This window comes from Kitasatospora sp. NPDC001547 (assembly GCF_042894165.1).
Lineage (GTDB): Bacteria > Actinomycetota > Actinomycetes > Streptomycetales > Streptomycetaceae > Kitasatospora.
On record NZ_JBIAVL010000011.1, the window covers coordinates 45521 to 60075 of the forward strand.

Below are 14555 nucleotides of genomic sequence, written 5' to 3' on the forward strand. Positions count from 1 at the left end.
TCAGTACCGGACGATCTGCGGCGGGGTCGGCGCCGGCTCCCCGGAGAGGCCGAGGGTCGCCTCGAAGGCCCTCTGCCAGTCGCCGTTCCGGATGTGGTGCTCCAGCGCGTCGTCGATCGCACCGCGCAGCACGGTGTCGTTCTTCGGCACCCCGATCCCGTACGGCTCGGTCGAGAACAGCGGGCCGACCACCTTGAGCTCGTCCGGTGCCTTGGCCGCGAAGCCGAGCAGGATCGCGTTGTCCGTGGTCACCGCGTCGACCTGGTCGGTGATCAGGTTGTCCACGCAGGCCGAGTAGGTGTCGTACCCGATCAGCTTGGCCTTCGGGTACTTCGACTGGATGCGCTGGTACGGGGTCGAGCCGGCCGCCGAGCAGACCTTCCTGCCATTCAGGTCCTCCGGGCCGTGGATGGTGGTGTTGTTCTTGCGCACCAGCAGTGACTGCCCGGCGACGAAGTACGGGCCGGCGAAGCCGACCAGCTTCTTCCGGTTGTCGTTGATGGTGTAGGTGCCGACGTAGTAGTCCACCTGGCCGTTCTGCAGGGCGGTCTCGCGGTTGGCCGAGGCGATGGTCCGGAACTGGATCCGGTCCGGCGGGAAGCCCAGCGAGGCGCCCACCATCCTGGCGATCTCGATGTCGAAGCCGGAGTACTCGCCGGTGGCCGGGTTCTTCTGGCCCAGGTACGGCTGGTCCTCCTTGGCTCCGACCACCAGGTGGCCCCGGCCCCGGGCGGCGTCCAGGGTCGGCGAGCCGGTGATCGCGGCGGCGTCCTGCACCTGGTAGGTGGGCAGGGCGCTGGGCTGCGGGCCCTTGGGCGGCGGGGTACCGGGCTTGCCGCAGCCCGTCGCCAGCGCGGTGAGCAGCAGGACGGCGGCGACCAGTCGCTGCCCCGCCCGCACGACGGGCCGCGCCCCCGTCGTCGTGGCGGTGGTCCCGGGCGCCGGCGCGGCAGTCGCGGGCACCGGCACGGTGGTCACGCGCCTCGCCGGGGACGTCGTCTCGTGGTTCACGGCGCCGCCTCAGTGCTTCAGGATCTTGGACAGGAAGTCCTTGGCGCGATCGCTCTCCGGGGCGCCGAAGAAGTCCTCCGGGGCGCGGTCCTCGACGATCCGGCCGTCGGCCATGAACACCACCCGGTTCGCGGAGGCCCGGGCGAACCCCATCTCGTGGGTGACCACGACCATCGTCATGCCCTCGCTCGCGAGCTGGCGCATGACGTCCAGCACCTCGTTGATCATCTCGGGGTCGAGCGCCGAGGTGGGCTCGTCGAACAGCAGCGCCTTGGGTTCCATCGCCAGCGCTCGGGCGATCGCGACCCGCTGCTGCTGCCCGCCGGAGAGCTGCGCCGGGTACTTGGCGGCCTGGTCGGCCAGGCCCACCCGTTCCAGCAGCGCGCGGGACTTGGCGTCCGCCTCCGCCTTGGGCCGGCCGCGCACCTTGATCTGCGCCAGCGAGACGTTCTGCAGCACGGTCTTGTGCGCGAACAGGTTGAAGGACTGGAACACCATGCCGACCTCGGCGCGCAGCCTGGCCAGGCCCTTGCCCTCCGCGGGCAGCGGCTCGCCGTCGATCAGGATGCTGCCGTTCTCGATCGGTTCCAGCCGGTTGATCGCCCGGCACAGGGTGGACTTGCCGGAGCCGGACGGGCCGATGACCACGACGACCTCCCCGCGCCCCACCGTCAGCTCGATGTCCCGCAGCACGTGCAGGTCCCCGAAGTGCTTGTTGACCCCGCGCATCTCGATCAGCGGGGTGAAGGGCGAGGCGCCGGTCGGGGCCGGCCCGGGGGCGGTGGTCACCGGGCGCGCCGTCCCTTCAGCAGCCAGCCCAGCACGGCGCCCGCGATCAGCGTGGCCAGCAGCGCGATCCAGAGCGGCGCGGTGACGGTGAAGACCCAGAACTGGATCTTCACCTTGTCGAGGTTGGCGAACAGGAACCACACGGCGAGGACGACGATGGCGCCGATCCCGATGTAGCGCGTGGGAATCCCGCCGATCTCACCGCGCGAGGAACGGGACGAACCGTCTGAAATCTTGGTCACCGGAGCAGTCTGCGGGCCGAAAGGTCGATTTGCCCGGCTACGCGCCCTTCCGGGCCAGGGAGTAACCCGTACGGGGCAATCGGACCCCGTACGGGTTTGAGACCTCCGCTGCCCGGACGGCCCGCTACCGCTCGTCCCGCCAGGACCTCCAGAGCGCCGCGTACGGCCCGCCCGCCGCGACCAGATCCGGGTGGCTGCCGTACTCGCTGATCCGCCCGCCCTCGACCACCGCGATCACGTCCGCGTCGTGCGCGGTGTGCAGCCGGTGGGCGATGGCGATGACCGTCCGGCCCTCCAGCACCCGGGAGAGCGAGCGCTCCAGGTGGCGGGCGGCCCGCGGGTCCAGCAGCGAGGTGGCCTCGTCCAGCACCAGGGTGTGCGGGTCGGCCAGCACCAGCCGGGCCAGTGCCAGCTGCTGGGCCTGCGGCGGCGTCAGCGAGGTGCCGCCGGAGCCGACCTCGGTGTCCAGGCCCTCCGGCAGGGCGTCCACCCAGGCCCCGGCGTCCACCGCGTCCAGCGCGGCCCGCAGCTCGGTGTCGTCCGCGTCGGGCGCGGCCAGCAGCAGGTTGTCCCGCAGGGTGCCGACGAAGACGTGGTGCTCCTGGTTCACCAGGGCGACCTCCGCGCGCACCCGCTCGGCCGGCATCCGCGCCAGCGCCGCGCCGCCGAGGGTCACGCTGCCGCGGCCGGGGGTGTAGATCCCGGCCAGCAGCCGGCCGAGGGTGGACTTGCCCGCGCCGGACGGCCCGACCAGCGCGACCCGGCTGCCCGGGGCGACGTCCAGGCTGATCCCGTGCAGCACGTCGGCGCCCTCGCGGTAGCCGAACCGGACGTCCTTCGCCTCGACCCGACGGCCGTCCGGCCGGGCGGACTCGTCGCCCTCGTGCTCGGGCACCTCGCGCACGCCGACCAGCCGGGCCAGCGAGGCCTGGCCGATCTGCAGCTCGTCGTACCAGCGCAGGATCAGGTCCACCGGGCCGGTCAGCATCTGGGCGTAGAGCACGCCGGTGGTCAACTGGCCCACGCTGATCCAGCCCTGGACGGTGAACAGCCCGCCGAGCACCATGGTGGCGAGCACCGCCGCGGTGTAGACCGCGTCGATGGTCGGGAACCAGACCGAGCGCAGCCACAGCGTGTACCGCTCCCAGGCCAGCCACTCGCGCAGCTTGCGGTCGGTCAGCCGGACCCGCTGGTCGCCCAGCCGCAGCGCCTCGACCGTCCGCCCGGCGTCCACCGTCTCGGCCAGCACGTTGCTCACCGCCGCGTACCCGGCCGACTCGCTGCGGTAGGACTGCGGCGCGCGCCGGAAGTACCAGCGGGAGCTGACCAGCAGCAGCGGCAGCCCGACCAGCGAGGTCAGCGCGAGCAGCGGCGAGGTGACCAGCAGCGCGCCGAGCACCAACAGCAACGAGACCACGGCGACGGCGAGTTCGGGGACCGCCTCGCGCACCGACTTGTCCAGCCGGTCGACGTCGGTGGTGCCCCGGGAGACCAGGTCCCCGGTGCCGGCCCGCTCCAGCACGCCGGTCGGCAGGGCCACCGAGCGCACCAGGAAGTCCTCGCGCAGGTCGGCCAGCACCCGCTCGCCGAGCACCGCCCCGCGCATCCGCGACCAACCGGTGAACGCCGCCTGCACCACCAGCGCCAGCAGGTACCAGGCGACCGCCACCGCGATGGTGGACCCGGCGGTACCGGTGGCCAGCGACTCGACCAGGCGGCCCAGCACCCAGGGGCCGACCAGCCCGGCCACCGTGGCCGTCGAGTGCAGCGACACCACCGCGGAGAACCCGGCGCGGTGCCGCCGCGCCAGCAGCAGCAGGTACTCGCGCACGGCGGCCGGGGAGCCGACCGGCAGGGTGGCGGCCGGTTCCCGTTCCTCCTGGACCGGAGGCTTCATGACGTTCTCCTCGCTTGCGTGGCAGGGAAGTTGACGGCGGAGCTCATACGGCCCCACCCACCGGACGGGCCGCTTCCTCGTCGCGGGTCACCACGGCCCGGTAGGCCGGCTCGGTCCGCATCAGTTCGCGGTGCCGCCCGGCGGCGGCCACCCGGCCGTCCCGCAGCAGCACCACCCGGTCCGCCCGGTCGAGCAGCAACGGGCTGGTCGCGAACACCACGGTGGTGCGGCCCGCCCGGGTGTCCCGCAGCCCGGCGGCGATCCTCGACTCGGTGTGGGCGTCCACCGCGCTGGTGGGCTCGTCCAGGACCAGCACCGGCGGGTCCGCCAGCAGGGCCCGGGCCAGCGCGAGCCGCTGGCGCTGCCCGCCCGAGAGCGAGCGTCCGCGCTCGGTGATCCGGGCGCGCATCGGGTCTCCCCCGCACTCCGGCGAGCCGTCCACCAGGGCCTCCAGCACGTCCTCGGAGCGGGCCGCCGCCAGCGCCTCGGCGGCCGGGACCCGCCCCGAGGAGGGGATGTCGAACAGCTCGGCCAGCGTGCCGGAGAGCAGCACCGGCTCCTTGTCGTGGACCAGCACCGCCGCCCTGGCCTCGGCCAACGGCACCGCGTCCAGCTCCGTGCCGCCGAGCCGCACCGAGGCCTGCGCCCGTTCGCCCTCGGCCAGCGGGACGTGGCCGCCGAGCCGTTCGGCCAGCGCTCCGGCGAAGTCCGGGTCCCCGCAGACCACCGCGGTCAGCTCGCCGGCCCGCGCCGTCAGCCCGCTCGCCGGGTCGTGCAGGTCCGCCTTGTCCGGCCTGGTCAGCGAGGCCTCGGCCGGGCCCGCGGTCCGGGTGAGCGAGAGCACCCGCACGGCCCGCCCGGCGGAGACCCGGGCCACGCTCCAGGCGTGCGCCGCCTCGCCCAGGATGCGCAGCGGAGCGGCCAGGAAGGCCGTCGCGCCGTACACCGCGATCAGGGTGCCGACGGCGAGCTCGCCGGAGGCCACCAGCCGGGCGCCGTACCAGGTGACCCCGACCACGAACAGGCCGGGCAGCAGCACCTGCTGCGCCTGCATCAACGACCAGATCCGGGCCGAACGGACGGCCGCCGCCCGGACCTTCTGGGAGGCCGCGCGGTACCGCTCCAGGAACAGTTCCTCGCCGCCGATGCCACGCAGCACCCGCAGCCCCGCGACCGTGTCGGCCGCCAGCTCGGTGGCCTTGCCACCGAGGGTGCGCTGCTGCTCGTAGCGCCGCTCGAACGGCCCGATCAGCGGCCAGACCGAGGCCGCCAGCACCGGGACGCCGAGCAGCACCCCGGTCCCGAGCACCGGATCGACCAGCAGCACCGCCGTGCTGACGGCCAGCCAGACCGTCGCCGCGGACCGGACCCGGGCGACCAGTTCGACGTACCAGCCGATCCGTTCGACGTCCCCGCTGCCGACCGCGACGACCTCGCCGGTGGCGATCCGGCGGGACAGCCCGGCCCCGAGGTGCGAGGCCTGCCGGGCCACCAACTGCCGTACGTGGGTGGCCGCGTGGATCCAGTTCCAGACTGCCTGCCGGTGCGCCAGCACGGTACCGAGCGCGGCCCCCGCGCCCAGCAGGACCAGGAGTCCGCCGGCCCGCCAGATCCCGCCGGCGTCGCCGTCCACGGCGGCCTGCACACCGAAGCCGAGCGGTACCGGAAGAGCGGCCTGGCACCCCATCTCGATCAGCGTCCAGACGGTGGCGAGCAGCTGCCCGCGCCGCTGGCTGCGCTGCAGCCAGCGCAGGAAGGCGAGGGGTGAGGAGAGATCGGGACGGCCGGGATCGGTTAGCGGCAGGGGGGTGAGCAGCATGACACTCCGATACGGGCGGTGCGCGGGCGCGGTAGCGCGGGCGCACAGGGGTACGGGGGAGCTACGGGAGGACGGGGAGCAGGGCGCGCGGAACGCCTCGACGAGGTGCGCACAGCACGGGCGGAAGCCGAACGAGCAGGACGGCGGGACGCCTCGAGCCGACGGGCGGAAGCCGCGGCGCGTCAGCACGGCGGCGGCGCGGCTTCGGTGACGCGTCCGGGGAGATACCGGACGGGGATGGGATGGGCACGAAGGGCCCGGGAGTCAGGAGGTCATGGCCGCGAGCCTGCCAACCTCCACGTGATCCACGCAACAGGTTTTTCGCTGCGGCCCGCCGCCCGACCGGCCCGCCGGCTCCGCGCGCCCCCGTACGCCCTCCGCACGCCGGCTCCGCACGCCCCCTGCGCACCGGCCCCCCACGCTGCCCGCACATCCCGCCGCACGTCCCTCACCAGGGCGGTCTCCGTCCCGCTCCCCGGCCGGCCGGCCACCCCGGGCAAACCCCCGCAAAGCTTCACCCGGGATTCGCCCGTTCGGCGGGAACAATCACACCGGGACACCAGTTGCCCCCACTGGAACCACAGGACAATCAGGAGGGCACCCCTTCCCGTGAGCACCATCCCCACCGTCACGCTCAACGACGGCGCGCAGATCCCGCAGCTCGGCTTCGGCGTGTGGCAGGTCCCGGACGCCGAGGCCACCCCGGCCGTCCGCGCCGCGATCGAGGCGGGCTACCGCTCCATCGACACCGCGGCCATCTACGAGAACGAGACCGGCACCGGTGCGGCGATCGCCGAGGCGCTGGCCGGCGGCGTGGCCCGCGCGGACCTCTACGTCACCACCAAGCTGTGGAACTCGGGCACCCGCGACTGGTCCGGCGAGAAGGGCCGCGACGCGGTGCGGCGCGAGTTCGACGCCTCGCTGGCCAAGCTCGGCCTCGACTACCTCGACCTGTACCTGATCCACTGGCCGCGCCCGATGCACGGCGACAGCTACCTGAACATCTGGAAGGCCTTCGAGCAGCTGAAGGAGGAGGGCCGGGTCAAGTCGATCGGCGTCTCCAACTTCGGCACCGAGCAGCTGACCCGCCTGCTGGACGGGGCCTCCGTCGCCCCGGTCCTGAACCAGGTCGAGCTGCACCCGTACTTCCCGCAGACGGAGCTGCGCGCCTTCCACGCCGAGCACGGCATCGCCACCGAGGCGTGGAGCCCGCTGGGCCAGGGCAAGGAGCTGCTCGCCGAGCCCGCGCTGCTGGAGATCGCGGAGAAGCACGGCCGCACGGTCGCCCAGGTGGTGCTGCGCTGGCACCTCCAGAGCGGCGTGATCGCGATCCCGAAGTCGGTCACCCCGTCCCGGATCCGCGAGAACCTGGACGTCGTCGGCTTCGAGCTGGACGCCGAGGACCTCACGGCGATCGCCACCGTGGCCACCGGCAAGCGGATCGGCCCGGACCCGCAGGAGTTCGACTGGAACTGAGGCCCGGTTCGGGGGCCCGGCCCCCGAACCCCCGAACCGCCTGACGGCAGGACACACGAAGACCGCCCGCACCCCAGGGGAGCGGGCGGCCTTCGGCATGCCGATCCGCCAAAGCCCATGGCCATGGGCCCTCAGCGTTTTGGCGAATCGTTTTGGCTACTGCGGCGAAGATTTGACCTAGAGTCTGGCCGCCTTCGCGATGAGGGCGAGTCCGGCCTCGTGCTCGCTCTCCTCCAGCGGAGCCAGCAGCAGCCGCTGGACCTCGGCCACCCCGGCGGCCGAGCGGTGCAGCAGGTCCTGTCCCGCCGGTGAGAGCGAGAGCAGGTTGCGCCGTCCGTCCGAGGGGTCGCGCCGGCGCTGCACCAGACCGCGGCGCACCAGTCGGCTGACCATCTCGGCCATCGTGGCCTTGTCCAGCGAGGCCAGCTCGCCGACCGTGCGCTGGTCGGCGCCCGGTTCCAGCTCCAGCGCGTCCAGCACCGCGTACTGCGGAGCCGTCAGCTCGGCGCCCACGTGCTCCGACCAGAGCTTGGTGTGCACCTGCTGGCTCACCCTGATCAGGTAGCCGATCGCCCGCTGGGCGTCCAGTATCGGCCGCGCGTCGGCGATGACGGCGACCGCCGCGGGCTCCAGCCTGGCTATCTTGGCCATCACCCGGACGATCTCGACCTGTTCCTCCGCCGAGAGCGGCTCGAACAGGACGCGCTGCACGCGGACCACGCCGCCGGTGGCCTCGCGCACCGCCTGGGCACCGCTCTGCGAGAGCGCCAGCAGCTTGCGCCGGCCGTCGGCCGGGTCGCGCCTGCGCAGCACCAGGCCGCGGCGGACCAGCCGCGCGACCATCTCCGCCATCGTGGCCTTGTCGAGCGAGGCCCGCTCGCCGACCGTCCGCTGGTCCGCACCCGGTTCAAGGGCCAGGACCAGCAGCACGGCGAACTGCGGAGCCGTGAGATCGGCTCCGACGTGTTCGGACCACAAGCGGGTGTGGACCTGCTGTGCCACGCGAATGAGGTGTCCGGGCGACTGCTGCAGTCGCGCAGACACGCGGGTTGTCGGGATCTCCCCCAGCACCATGTATCCGTCCCGATGTCACACCCGGTGTGTGTGGGACACCCGGGTGGGGCAGTAACGGCGAGTGGGCGTCCAGCTATGAGGGAGGGCGCTCCAGCCGTGCAGCCGGTGGCTGCTGGCGGACACTATACAAACGGCGGGCCCTTGCTGGCAGGCAGGGGCGGATAGTAGACGCAGGTTCGGCAACATTGGCATATTTACGCGCTGCGAAGCCCTTGCAGTAACGCGTTCTCAGCAGAAAGCCGACCGGCCGGTCCTTACCCACCGTCACCTGGTGTCTCACCACTCTGGCCGCCCCCCTTACCCGCCGGTAGGGTGTGGCCACCCTCGCCGGGGGCTCTCCCCGGGAGGCAACCCAGAGAGAGACGAGAGCGCGCATGACCGAGCAGAGCACCGCCCCCCGGGTCGCCGTCGTCACCGGTGCCGCCCGCGGCCTGGGCGCCGCCACCGCCGTCCGGCTGGCCGCCGACGGCTACGCGGTCGCCGTCCTGGACCTGGACGAGGCCGCCGGCAAGGAGACGGTCGACCGAATCACCGCCGCCGGCGGCACGGCACTGGCCGTCGGCGCCGACGTCTCGGACGCCGAGCAGGTCCAGGCCGCCGTCGACCGGGTGGCCGCCGAGCTCGGCGCGCCGGTCGTCCTGGTGAACAACGCGGGCGTGCTCCGCGACAACCTGCTCTTCAAGATGTCCGAGTCCGACTGGGACACGGTCATGAACGTTCACCTCCGCGGCGCCTTCCTGATGACCCGCGCGGTGCAGAAGCACATGGTCGACGCCGGTTTCGGCCGCATCGTCAACCTGTCCTCGTCCTCGGCCCAGGGCAACCGCGGCCAGGCCAACTACTCGACCGCCAAGGCCGGGCTCCAGGGCTTCACCAAGACTTTGGCCATCGAGCTGGGCAAGTTCGGCATCACGGCCAACGCGGTCGCCCCCGGCTTCATCGCCACGGACATGACAGCGGCCACCGCCGCCCGGGTCGGCATGGACTTCGAAGACTTCAAGCGGGCCGCGGCCTCTCAGATCCCGGTCCAGCGGGTCGGCGTGCCTGAGGACGTCGCCCACACCATCTCCTTCCTCGCGAGCGAGGGCGCCGGCTTCGTCTCCGGCCAGGTGATCTACGTCGCGGGCGGCCCCCTCGACTGAGCACGGAACCTACACAGGGTTACCACGGAGTGGGAAGCCGGGAGCACCGGTCTCCCACTCCGTTTGCCTTGACCGGGCAATTTGCAGAATCATTCGACGACCACACTGGCTTTCGATCCTGGAATCGCCGAAATCACCCCACGGACCGCCCCTCATCGACCCAATTGTCGATTTCACGGGAAAATGACAATTACCACCGGAATAGCCCTGTCCGGCTGGGTAAGGTCACCCCGTGCAATCCAGAAGTACCCCCGCTCCCTTTCCGCGCCAGGGGCCGGAGCGCCGCACCCCCGACACCGGCCGCCGGGAACGCGCCGCCGCCACCGGGCACACCCCCGCCCCGATCGTCGGCGCCGCCCGCGAGCCGGGCTGGCCGCCGAGGGGCCGACGACAGGCCGCCCTGCTCGCCGTCACCCTCGCCGGCTACCTGCTCGTACTGGCCGGAGTCCTGCTCAACACCGCGCTGGTCGACCTCGACTGGTCCGTCCGGCTGCTGCGTCCCTACGAGCGGTGGCCCCGACTGGAGCCGCTGCTCGACACCTGGGTGGTCGCCGGCCAGCGCGGCCCCTCCGCGATCGCCGCCTTCCTCTGGCTCGGCTGGCGGGCCCACCGCCTCGGCCGGGTGCGTCCGCTGCTGGTCATGGGCATCGCGCTGCTGTTGCTCAACGTCACCGTCGGCGCGGTCAAGATCGTCACCGGCCGGCTCGGTCCGCACTACGCCCAGTACGTCGGCTCACCCGAGCTCTTCTCCGGCGGCACCATCTTCCCCTCCGGCCACACCGCCAACGCGGTGGTCACCTGGGGCGTGCTCGCCTACCTCGCGGTCCGCTGGCGCCGCACCGGTGCGCTGATCGCCGCCGCGACCGCCTGCTCGATCGGCCTGACCACGGTCTACCTGGGCACCCACTGGGTCACCGACGTCCTGGCCGGCTGGGCCGCCGGACTGCTCGTCCTGCTCTCCCTGCCGCTACTGGAACCCCTGGTCGCCACCGCCGAACAGCGACTCCACCGGCGCTTCGCCCGCCGGCACCTGCCCTACTGACCCCCCGCCGCAACGAGCCCGAACCCCACCGGCCCATGTCCGCCGGCCCGACCCCGACGAGCCCCGCCCCATCACCCCCGAGCCGCACCGGGGCGCCGGACCTACCCCTCCCAGCTGCGCTCGACCACCCCGTCGCGCACCGCGAGGTTGAGCCGCCCCTGCCGGTACTCCATGGTCATCAGGTCCCCCGGCTCCAGCACCCGGACCGTCGCCCAGCCGTGCCGCCGGGCCAGCTCCCGGGCCCGCTCGATCCGCAGCCCCGCGTACCCCTCGCCGTCCTGGCCCGCCGCACCCGAACCCGCCCCCGCCTCGTCCGATCCCGACATCGTGCCCTCCCCGGCTCGCATCCTCGGACGTACCCTGGAATCGTAGCCCGACCCGCGCGGTCCGGAGGTGAACGGCATGCCCACCACCACGCCGCGGCGGTGGCGCAGCGGCACCGAGCCGGCCACCGCCCGCAGCGCCCTCAAGCTCCGCTACCTGCTGTCGCTCACCTTCACACCGCTGTTCGCGCTGGCGACGGCGGGCTTCGCCGTCTGGGCGGCCGTCTCCCCCGTCCACGGCGCACCCGGCCGGGGCGCCCTCACCGGCTTCGCCGTGGCCTGCGGCCTGCTCACCCTGTTCGCCGCCGTCGATCTCGTGGTGGTCGTCCGGCGCCGCCGGACCGAGCTCTGACGCGGTGTCTCCCACGGAGTGGGAAGTCGGCCCGGCCGACTTCCCACTCCGCGCCGTCCCCGGCCCCGGCCTCAGCGGCCGCCGACCGCCTGCTTGACCAGCGTCCGCCCGAAGTCCCACATCAGTCCGCTCCCCCGGTGGGCCTCGTCCATGATGTCGGTGAAGGCGTCCACGAACCGGTCCACATCGCGCTCGGTGATGATCAGCGGCGGGATCAGCTTGATCACTTCCAGGTGGTCCCCGGACACCTGCGTCAGGATGCGGTGCCGCTGCAGCAGCGGCACGACCACCATCTGCGCGAACAATCCCTTGCGCGCCGCCTGGAGCGCGGTCCAGCCCGTACGCAGCTTGAGCGACCTGGGCCGGCCGAACTCGATCCCGATCATCAGCCCGCGCCCGCGCACCTCGGCGAGCAGCTCGTACCTGTCGACCAGGGCGGCCAGCCGTTCGCGGAAGTGGTCGCCCACCTTGCGGGCGTTCTCCACCACCTGCTCGTCGCGCATCACCTCCAGGGTCGCCAGCCCGGCCGCCATGGCCTGGGCGTTGGACCCGAAGCTGGCCGAGTGCACCAGCACCCGGTCCATCGAGGAGTACACCTTCTCGAAGATCCAGCTCTTGCCGAGCGTCGCCCCGACCGGCACGTAGCCGCCGGACAGCGCCTTGGCCGCGCAGACCAGGTCGGGCAGCACGCCGTCCTCGTGCTGGTAGGCGAAGAACTCGCCGGTGCGGCCGACGCCGGTCTGCACCTCGTCGCAGATCAGCAGCGCCCGGTGCTCGTGCAGCAGTGCCTGGGCGGCCCGCAGCCAGCCGGGCGGCGGCGCCTGGACGCCCTTGCCCTGGATCGGCTCGACGATCAGCCCCGCGACGTCGCCGCGCTTCAACTCCTTGGCCAGAGCTCCGAGGTCGCCGAGCGGGATGGCGGTGTCCGGCAGCAGCGGGTCGAAGCCCTTGCGGAACCCGCTCTCGCCGTTGACTGAGAGCGAGCCGGTGGTCAGCCCGTGGAAGGCGTGGTCGGCGTAGAGGATCCTTCGGCGTCCGGTGGCGTACCGGGCGAACTTCAGCGCGGTCTCCACCGCCTCGGTGCCGCTGTTGCCGAAGAACACCCGGTCCAGTCCCGGCGCGTGGGACAGCAGCCGCTCGGCCAGCAGCCCGGGCAACGGCGAGCAGTCGAAGCGGACCAGGTCCGGCAGGTCGAGGTCCATCACCTGCTGGATCGCCGAGCGCACCACCGGGTGGTGGCGGCCGAGCGCGAAGATGCCGAAGCCGGCCAGCATGTCGAGGTACTCGTTGCCCTCGGCGTCGTAGAAGTACTGGCCCCGGGCTCGCTCGTAGTACTTGTCGAAGCCGATGGTGTGCAGCATCCTCGGCAGCTGCGGGTTGAGGTAGCGGCCGTGCAACTCGTAGCGCTCAGCGCCGCGTTCGGCGATCAGTGCGGCGAGGTCGAAGGCGGGGCGGTCTGGTTCAGCCGGCATGGCGCGGGTTCGCTCCTCGGGTCGGTAGCAGGTTCTTGGCGAAGACGGCGCTCTGGGCGGCCACGCCGGTCCCGGTCAGCCCGGCCTCCTCCAGGATCTCCCCGCGCGAGGCGTGGCCGAGGAACTCCTGGGGCAGGCCGAGCACCCGCACCGGCACCTCCACGTCGGCGTCGCGCAACGCCTGGGCGACGGCCGAACCGACGCCTCCGGTACGGCCGTTGTCCTCGACGGTGACCACCAGCCGGTGGGCGGCGGCCAGTTCGGGCAGCGCCGGGTCGACCGGCTTGACCCAGCGCGGGTCGACCACGGTCGCGGTGAAGCCCTCGGCGAGCAGCAGCCGGGCCGCGTCCAGGCAGGCGGGGGCGGTGGTGCCGACCGCGACCAGCAGGATCTCCGGCGCCGGCCCGGTGCGCAGCAGCACGTCCACCCCGCCGATCCGGTCGACGGCCGGCACCGCGGGTCCGACGTTGCCCTTCGGGAAGCGCACCACGGTCGGGGCGTCCCCGACCTCGACGGCCTCGCGCAGCTGGGCGCGCAGCTGTTCGGCGTCACGCGGTGCGGCGAGCCGCAGCCCGGGGACGACCTGGAGGATCGACAGGTCCCACATGCCGTTGTGCGAGGCGCCGTCCGGCCCGGTCACCCCGGCGCGGTCGAGCACGAAGGTGACGCCCAGCCGGTGCAGGGCCACGTCCATCAGCACCTGGTCGAAGGCCCGGTTGAGGAAGGTCGCGTACACCGCGACCACCGGGTGCAGCCCGCCGGTGGCCAGCCCCGCGGCGCTGGTGACGGCGTGCTGCTCGGCGATCCCGACGTCGAAGGTCCGTTCCGGGTAGGCCTTGGCGAACGGGGCCAGGCCCACCGGTTGGAGCATGGCCGCGGTGATCGCCACCAGGTCCGGCCGTTCGGCCCCGAGAGCGACCAGCTCGTCCCCGAACACCGAGGTCCAGGAGACGCCGCCGCTGGGCGAGACCGGCAGGCAGGTGTACGGGTCGATCGGGTTGACGGCGTGGAAGCGGTCGGCCTCGTCCTGCTCGGCCGGCCGGTAGCCGCGCCCCTTGACGGTCAGGCAGTGCACGATGACCGGACCGCCGAAGTTGCGGGCCTGGCGCAGCGCCTGTTCGACCGCGCCCGGATCGTGGCCGTCGATCGGCCCGAGGTACTTGAGGCCGAGGTCCTCGAACATGCCCTGCGGGGCGAAGGCGTCCTTGAACCCCTTCTTGGCGCCGTGCAGCGCGTCGAAGATCGGCTGGCCGACCAGCGGGGTGCGCTGGAGGGCCTCCTTGCCGAGGGCGAGGAAGCGCTCGTAGCCCTGGGTGGTGCGCAGGGTGGCCAGGTGGTTGGCGAGGCCGCCGATGGTCCTGGCGTAGGAGCGCTCGTTGTCGTTGACGACGATGACCAGCGGCCGGTCGCGGGCCTCGGCGATGTTGTTGAGCGCCTCCCAGGCGAGTCCGCCGGTGAGCGCGCCGTCGCCGATCACCGCGACGGTGTGCCGGTCGTGCTGGCCGAGCAGTTGGGCCGCCTTGGCCAGGCCGTCGGCGTAGGAGAGCGCGGTGGAGGCGTGCGAGTTCTCGACGAGGTCGTGCTCGGACTCGCCCCGCGAGGGGTACCCGGAGAGCCCGCCGCGCATCCGCAGCCGGCTGAAGTCCTGGCGGCCGGTGAGCAGTTTGTGGACGTAGCTCTGGTGGCCGGTGTCGAAGACGATCCGGTCGTACGGCGAGTCGAAGACCCGGTGCAGCGCGATGGTCAGCTCCACCACGCCGAGGTTGGGCCCGAGGTGGCCGCCGGTGCGGGTGACGGCGTCGATCAGGAAGTCGCGGATCTCGTCGGCGAGCAACGGGAGTTCGGCGGCGGGGAGCTTGCGCAGCTCGGCCGGGGACGTGACGCGGGAGAGCAGTGACATGGGTACACCTCACGAC

The 14555-nt window shown here is 72.7% G+C and carries 13 protein-coding genes; 4 read left to right on the forward strand and 9 right to left on the reverse strand.

The genetic code is table 11. The features are described from left to right. The 5 genes from ACFY0X_RS20910 to ACFY0X_RS20930 form a co-directional block, all read right to left on the reverse strand. The gene (locus tag ACFY0X_RS20910) at positions 1–900 is read right to left on the reverse strand and encodes a glutamate ABC transporter substrate-binding protein (RefSeq protein ID WP_387756818.1); all 900 of its coding nucleotides are present in this window, start codon (positions 898–900) and stop codon (positions 1–3) included. A 120-nt stretch (positions 901–1020) separates the two neighbouring features. Then, positions 1021–1740 carry an amino acid ABC transporter ATP-binding protein gene (locus ACFY0X_RS20915; RefSeq protein ID WP_387756819.1) on the reverse strand — a complete coding sequence of 240 codons (720 nt, stop codon included), beginning with the start codon at positions 1738–1740 and terminating at the stop codon, positions 1021–1023. A 56-nt stretch (positions 1741–1796) separates the two neighbouring features. Next, positions 1797–2042 carry a LapA family protein gene (locus ACFY0X_RS20920; protein ID WP_387756648.1) on the reverse strand — a complete coding sequence of 82 codons (246 nt, stop codon included), beginning with the start codon at positions 2040–2042 and terminating at the stop codon, positions 1797–1799. A gap of 124 nt (positions 2043–2166) precedes the next feature. Further along, a complete protein-coding gene (locus tag ACFY0X_RS20925) occupies positions 2167–3939 on the reverse strand; it encodes an ABC transporter ATP-binding protein (RefSeq protein WP_387756649.1) in 1773 nt (590 codons plus the stop codon). Positions 3940–3982: 43 nt separating this feature from the next. Continuing rightward, on the reverse strand, positions 3983–5758 hold the full coding sequence (locus ACFY0X_RS20930; RefSeq protein ID WP_387756650.1) for an ABC transporter transmembrane domain-containing protein: 1776 nt from the start codon (positions 5756–5758) through the stop codon (positions 3983–3985). A 609-nt stretch (positions 5759–6367) separates the two neighbouring features. On the opposite strand from ACFY0X_RS20930, the gene ACFY0X_RS20935 reads away from it, so the two are divergent. Further along, the gene (locus tag ACFY0X_RS20935; protein WP_387756651.1) at positions 6368–7234 is read left to right on the forward strand and encodes an aldo/keto reductase; all 867 of its coding nucleotides are present in this window, start codon (positions 6368–6370) and stop codon (positions 7232–7234) included. A 177-nt stretch (positions 7235–7411) separates the two neighbouring features. Here the strand turns inward: ACFY0X_RS20935 and ACFY0X_RS20940 are convergent, their stop codons facing one another. After that, entirely contained in the window at positions 7412–8236 is an 825-nt protein-coding gene (locus ACFY0X_RS20940) for a MarR family winged helix-turn-helix transcriptional regulator (RefSeq protein WP_387756652.1), read from the reverse strand. A gap of 446 nt (positions 8237–8682) precedes the next feature. Between ACFY0X_RS20940 and fabG the strand changes: the two genes are divergently transcribed. Together fabG and ACFY0X_RS20950 are read left to right on the forward strand one after the other, a co-directional pair. Beyond that, positions 8683–9450 (forward strand): 3-oxoacyl-ACP reductase FabG, encoded by a 768-nt coding sequence (gene fabG / locus ACFY0X_RS20945; protein ID WP_387756653.1) that lies wholly within the window; start codon positions 8683–8685, stop codon positions 9448–9450. Between the two features lie 232 nt (positions 9451–9682). Beyond that, positions 9683–10492 carry a phosphatase PAP2 family protein gene (locus tag ACFY0X_RS20950; RefSeq protein WP_387756654.1) on the forward strand — a complete coding sequence of 270 codons (810 nt, stop codon included), beginning with the start codon at positions 9683–9685 and terminating at the stop codon, positions 10490–10492. 101 nt (positions 10493–10593) lie between these two features. On the opposite strand, the gene ACFY0X_RS20955 is transcribed toward ACFY0X_RS20950, so the two are convergent. After that, complete coding sequence (locus ACFY0X_RS20955; protein ID WP_387756655.1) at positions 10594–10818, reverse strand: I78 family peptidase inhibitor; 225 nt, start codon at positions 10816–10818, stop codon at positions 10594–10596. 76 nt (positions 10819–10894) lie between these two features. Between ACFY0X_RS20955 and ACFY0X_RS20960 the strand changes: the two genes are divergently transcribed. Further along, positions 10895–11167: a DUF6343 family protein gene (locus ACFY0X_RS20960; protein WP_387756656.1), complete on the forward strand. Its 273-nt coding sequence runs from the start codon at positions 10895–10897 to the stop codon at positions 11165–11167. A 71-nt stretch (positions 11168–11238) separates the two neighbouring features. On the opposite strand, the gene ACFY0X_RS20965 is transcribed toward ACFY0X_RS20960, so the two are convergent. Both ACFY0X_RS20965 and dxs read right to left on the reverse strand, forming a co-directional pair. Beyond that, positions 11239–12639 (reverse strand): aspartate aminotransferase family protein, encoded by a 1401-nt coding sequence (locus ACFY0X_RS20965; protein ID WP_387756657.1) that lies wholly within the window; start codon positions 12637–12639, stop codon positions 11239–11241. Next, positions 12629–14539 carry a 1-deoxy-D-xylulose-5-phosphate synthase gene (gene dxs / locus ACFY0X_RS20970; protein ID WP_387756658.1) on the reverse strand — a complete coding sequence of 637 codons (1911 nt, stop codon included), beginning with the start codon at positions 14537–14539 and terminating at the stop codon, positions 12629–12631. Before dxs ends, ACFY0X_RS20965 begins: the two co-directional genes overlap by 11 nt. Positions 14540–14555: the final 16 nt, after the last annotated feature.

Excerpts from the sequence above, each read along its gene's own strand:
- ACFY0X_RS20930 (WP_387756650.1), bottom strand. The coding sequence starts at position 5,758 with ATGCTGCTCACCCCCCTGCCGCTAACCGATCCCGGCCGTCCCGATCTC.
- ACFY0X_RS20925 (WP_387756649.1), bottom strand. The coding sequence starts at position 3,939 with ATGAAGCCTCCGGTCCAGGAGGAACGGGAACCGGCCGCCACCCTGCCG.
- ACFY0X_RS20960 (WP_387756656.1), top strand. The coding sequence starts at position 10,895 with ATGCCCACCACCACGCCGCGGCGGTGGCGCAGCGGCACCGAGCCGGCC.
- ACFY0X_RS20955 (WP_387756655.1), bottom strand. The coding sequence starts at position 10,818 with ATGTCGGGATCGGACGAGGCGGGGGCGGGTTCGGGTGCGGCGGGCCAG.
- fabG (WP_387756653.1), top strand. The coding sequence starts at position 8,683 with ATGACCGAGCAGAGCACCGCCCCCCGGGTCGCCGTCGTCACCGGTGCC.
- ACFY0X_RS20915 (WP_387756819.1), bottom strand. The coding sequence starts at position 1,740 with ATGCGCGGGGTCAACAAGCACTTCGGGGACCTGCACGTGCTGCGGGAC.
- ACFY0X_RS20965 (WP_387756657.1), bottom strand. The coding sequence starts at position 12,639 with ATGCCGGCTGAACCAGACCGCCCCGCCTTCGACCTCGCCGCACTGATC.
- dxs (WP_387756658.1), bottom strand. The coding sequence starts at position 14,539 with ATGTCACTGCTCTCCCGCGTCACGTCCCCGGCCGAGCTGCGCAAGCTC.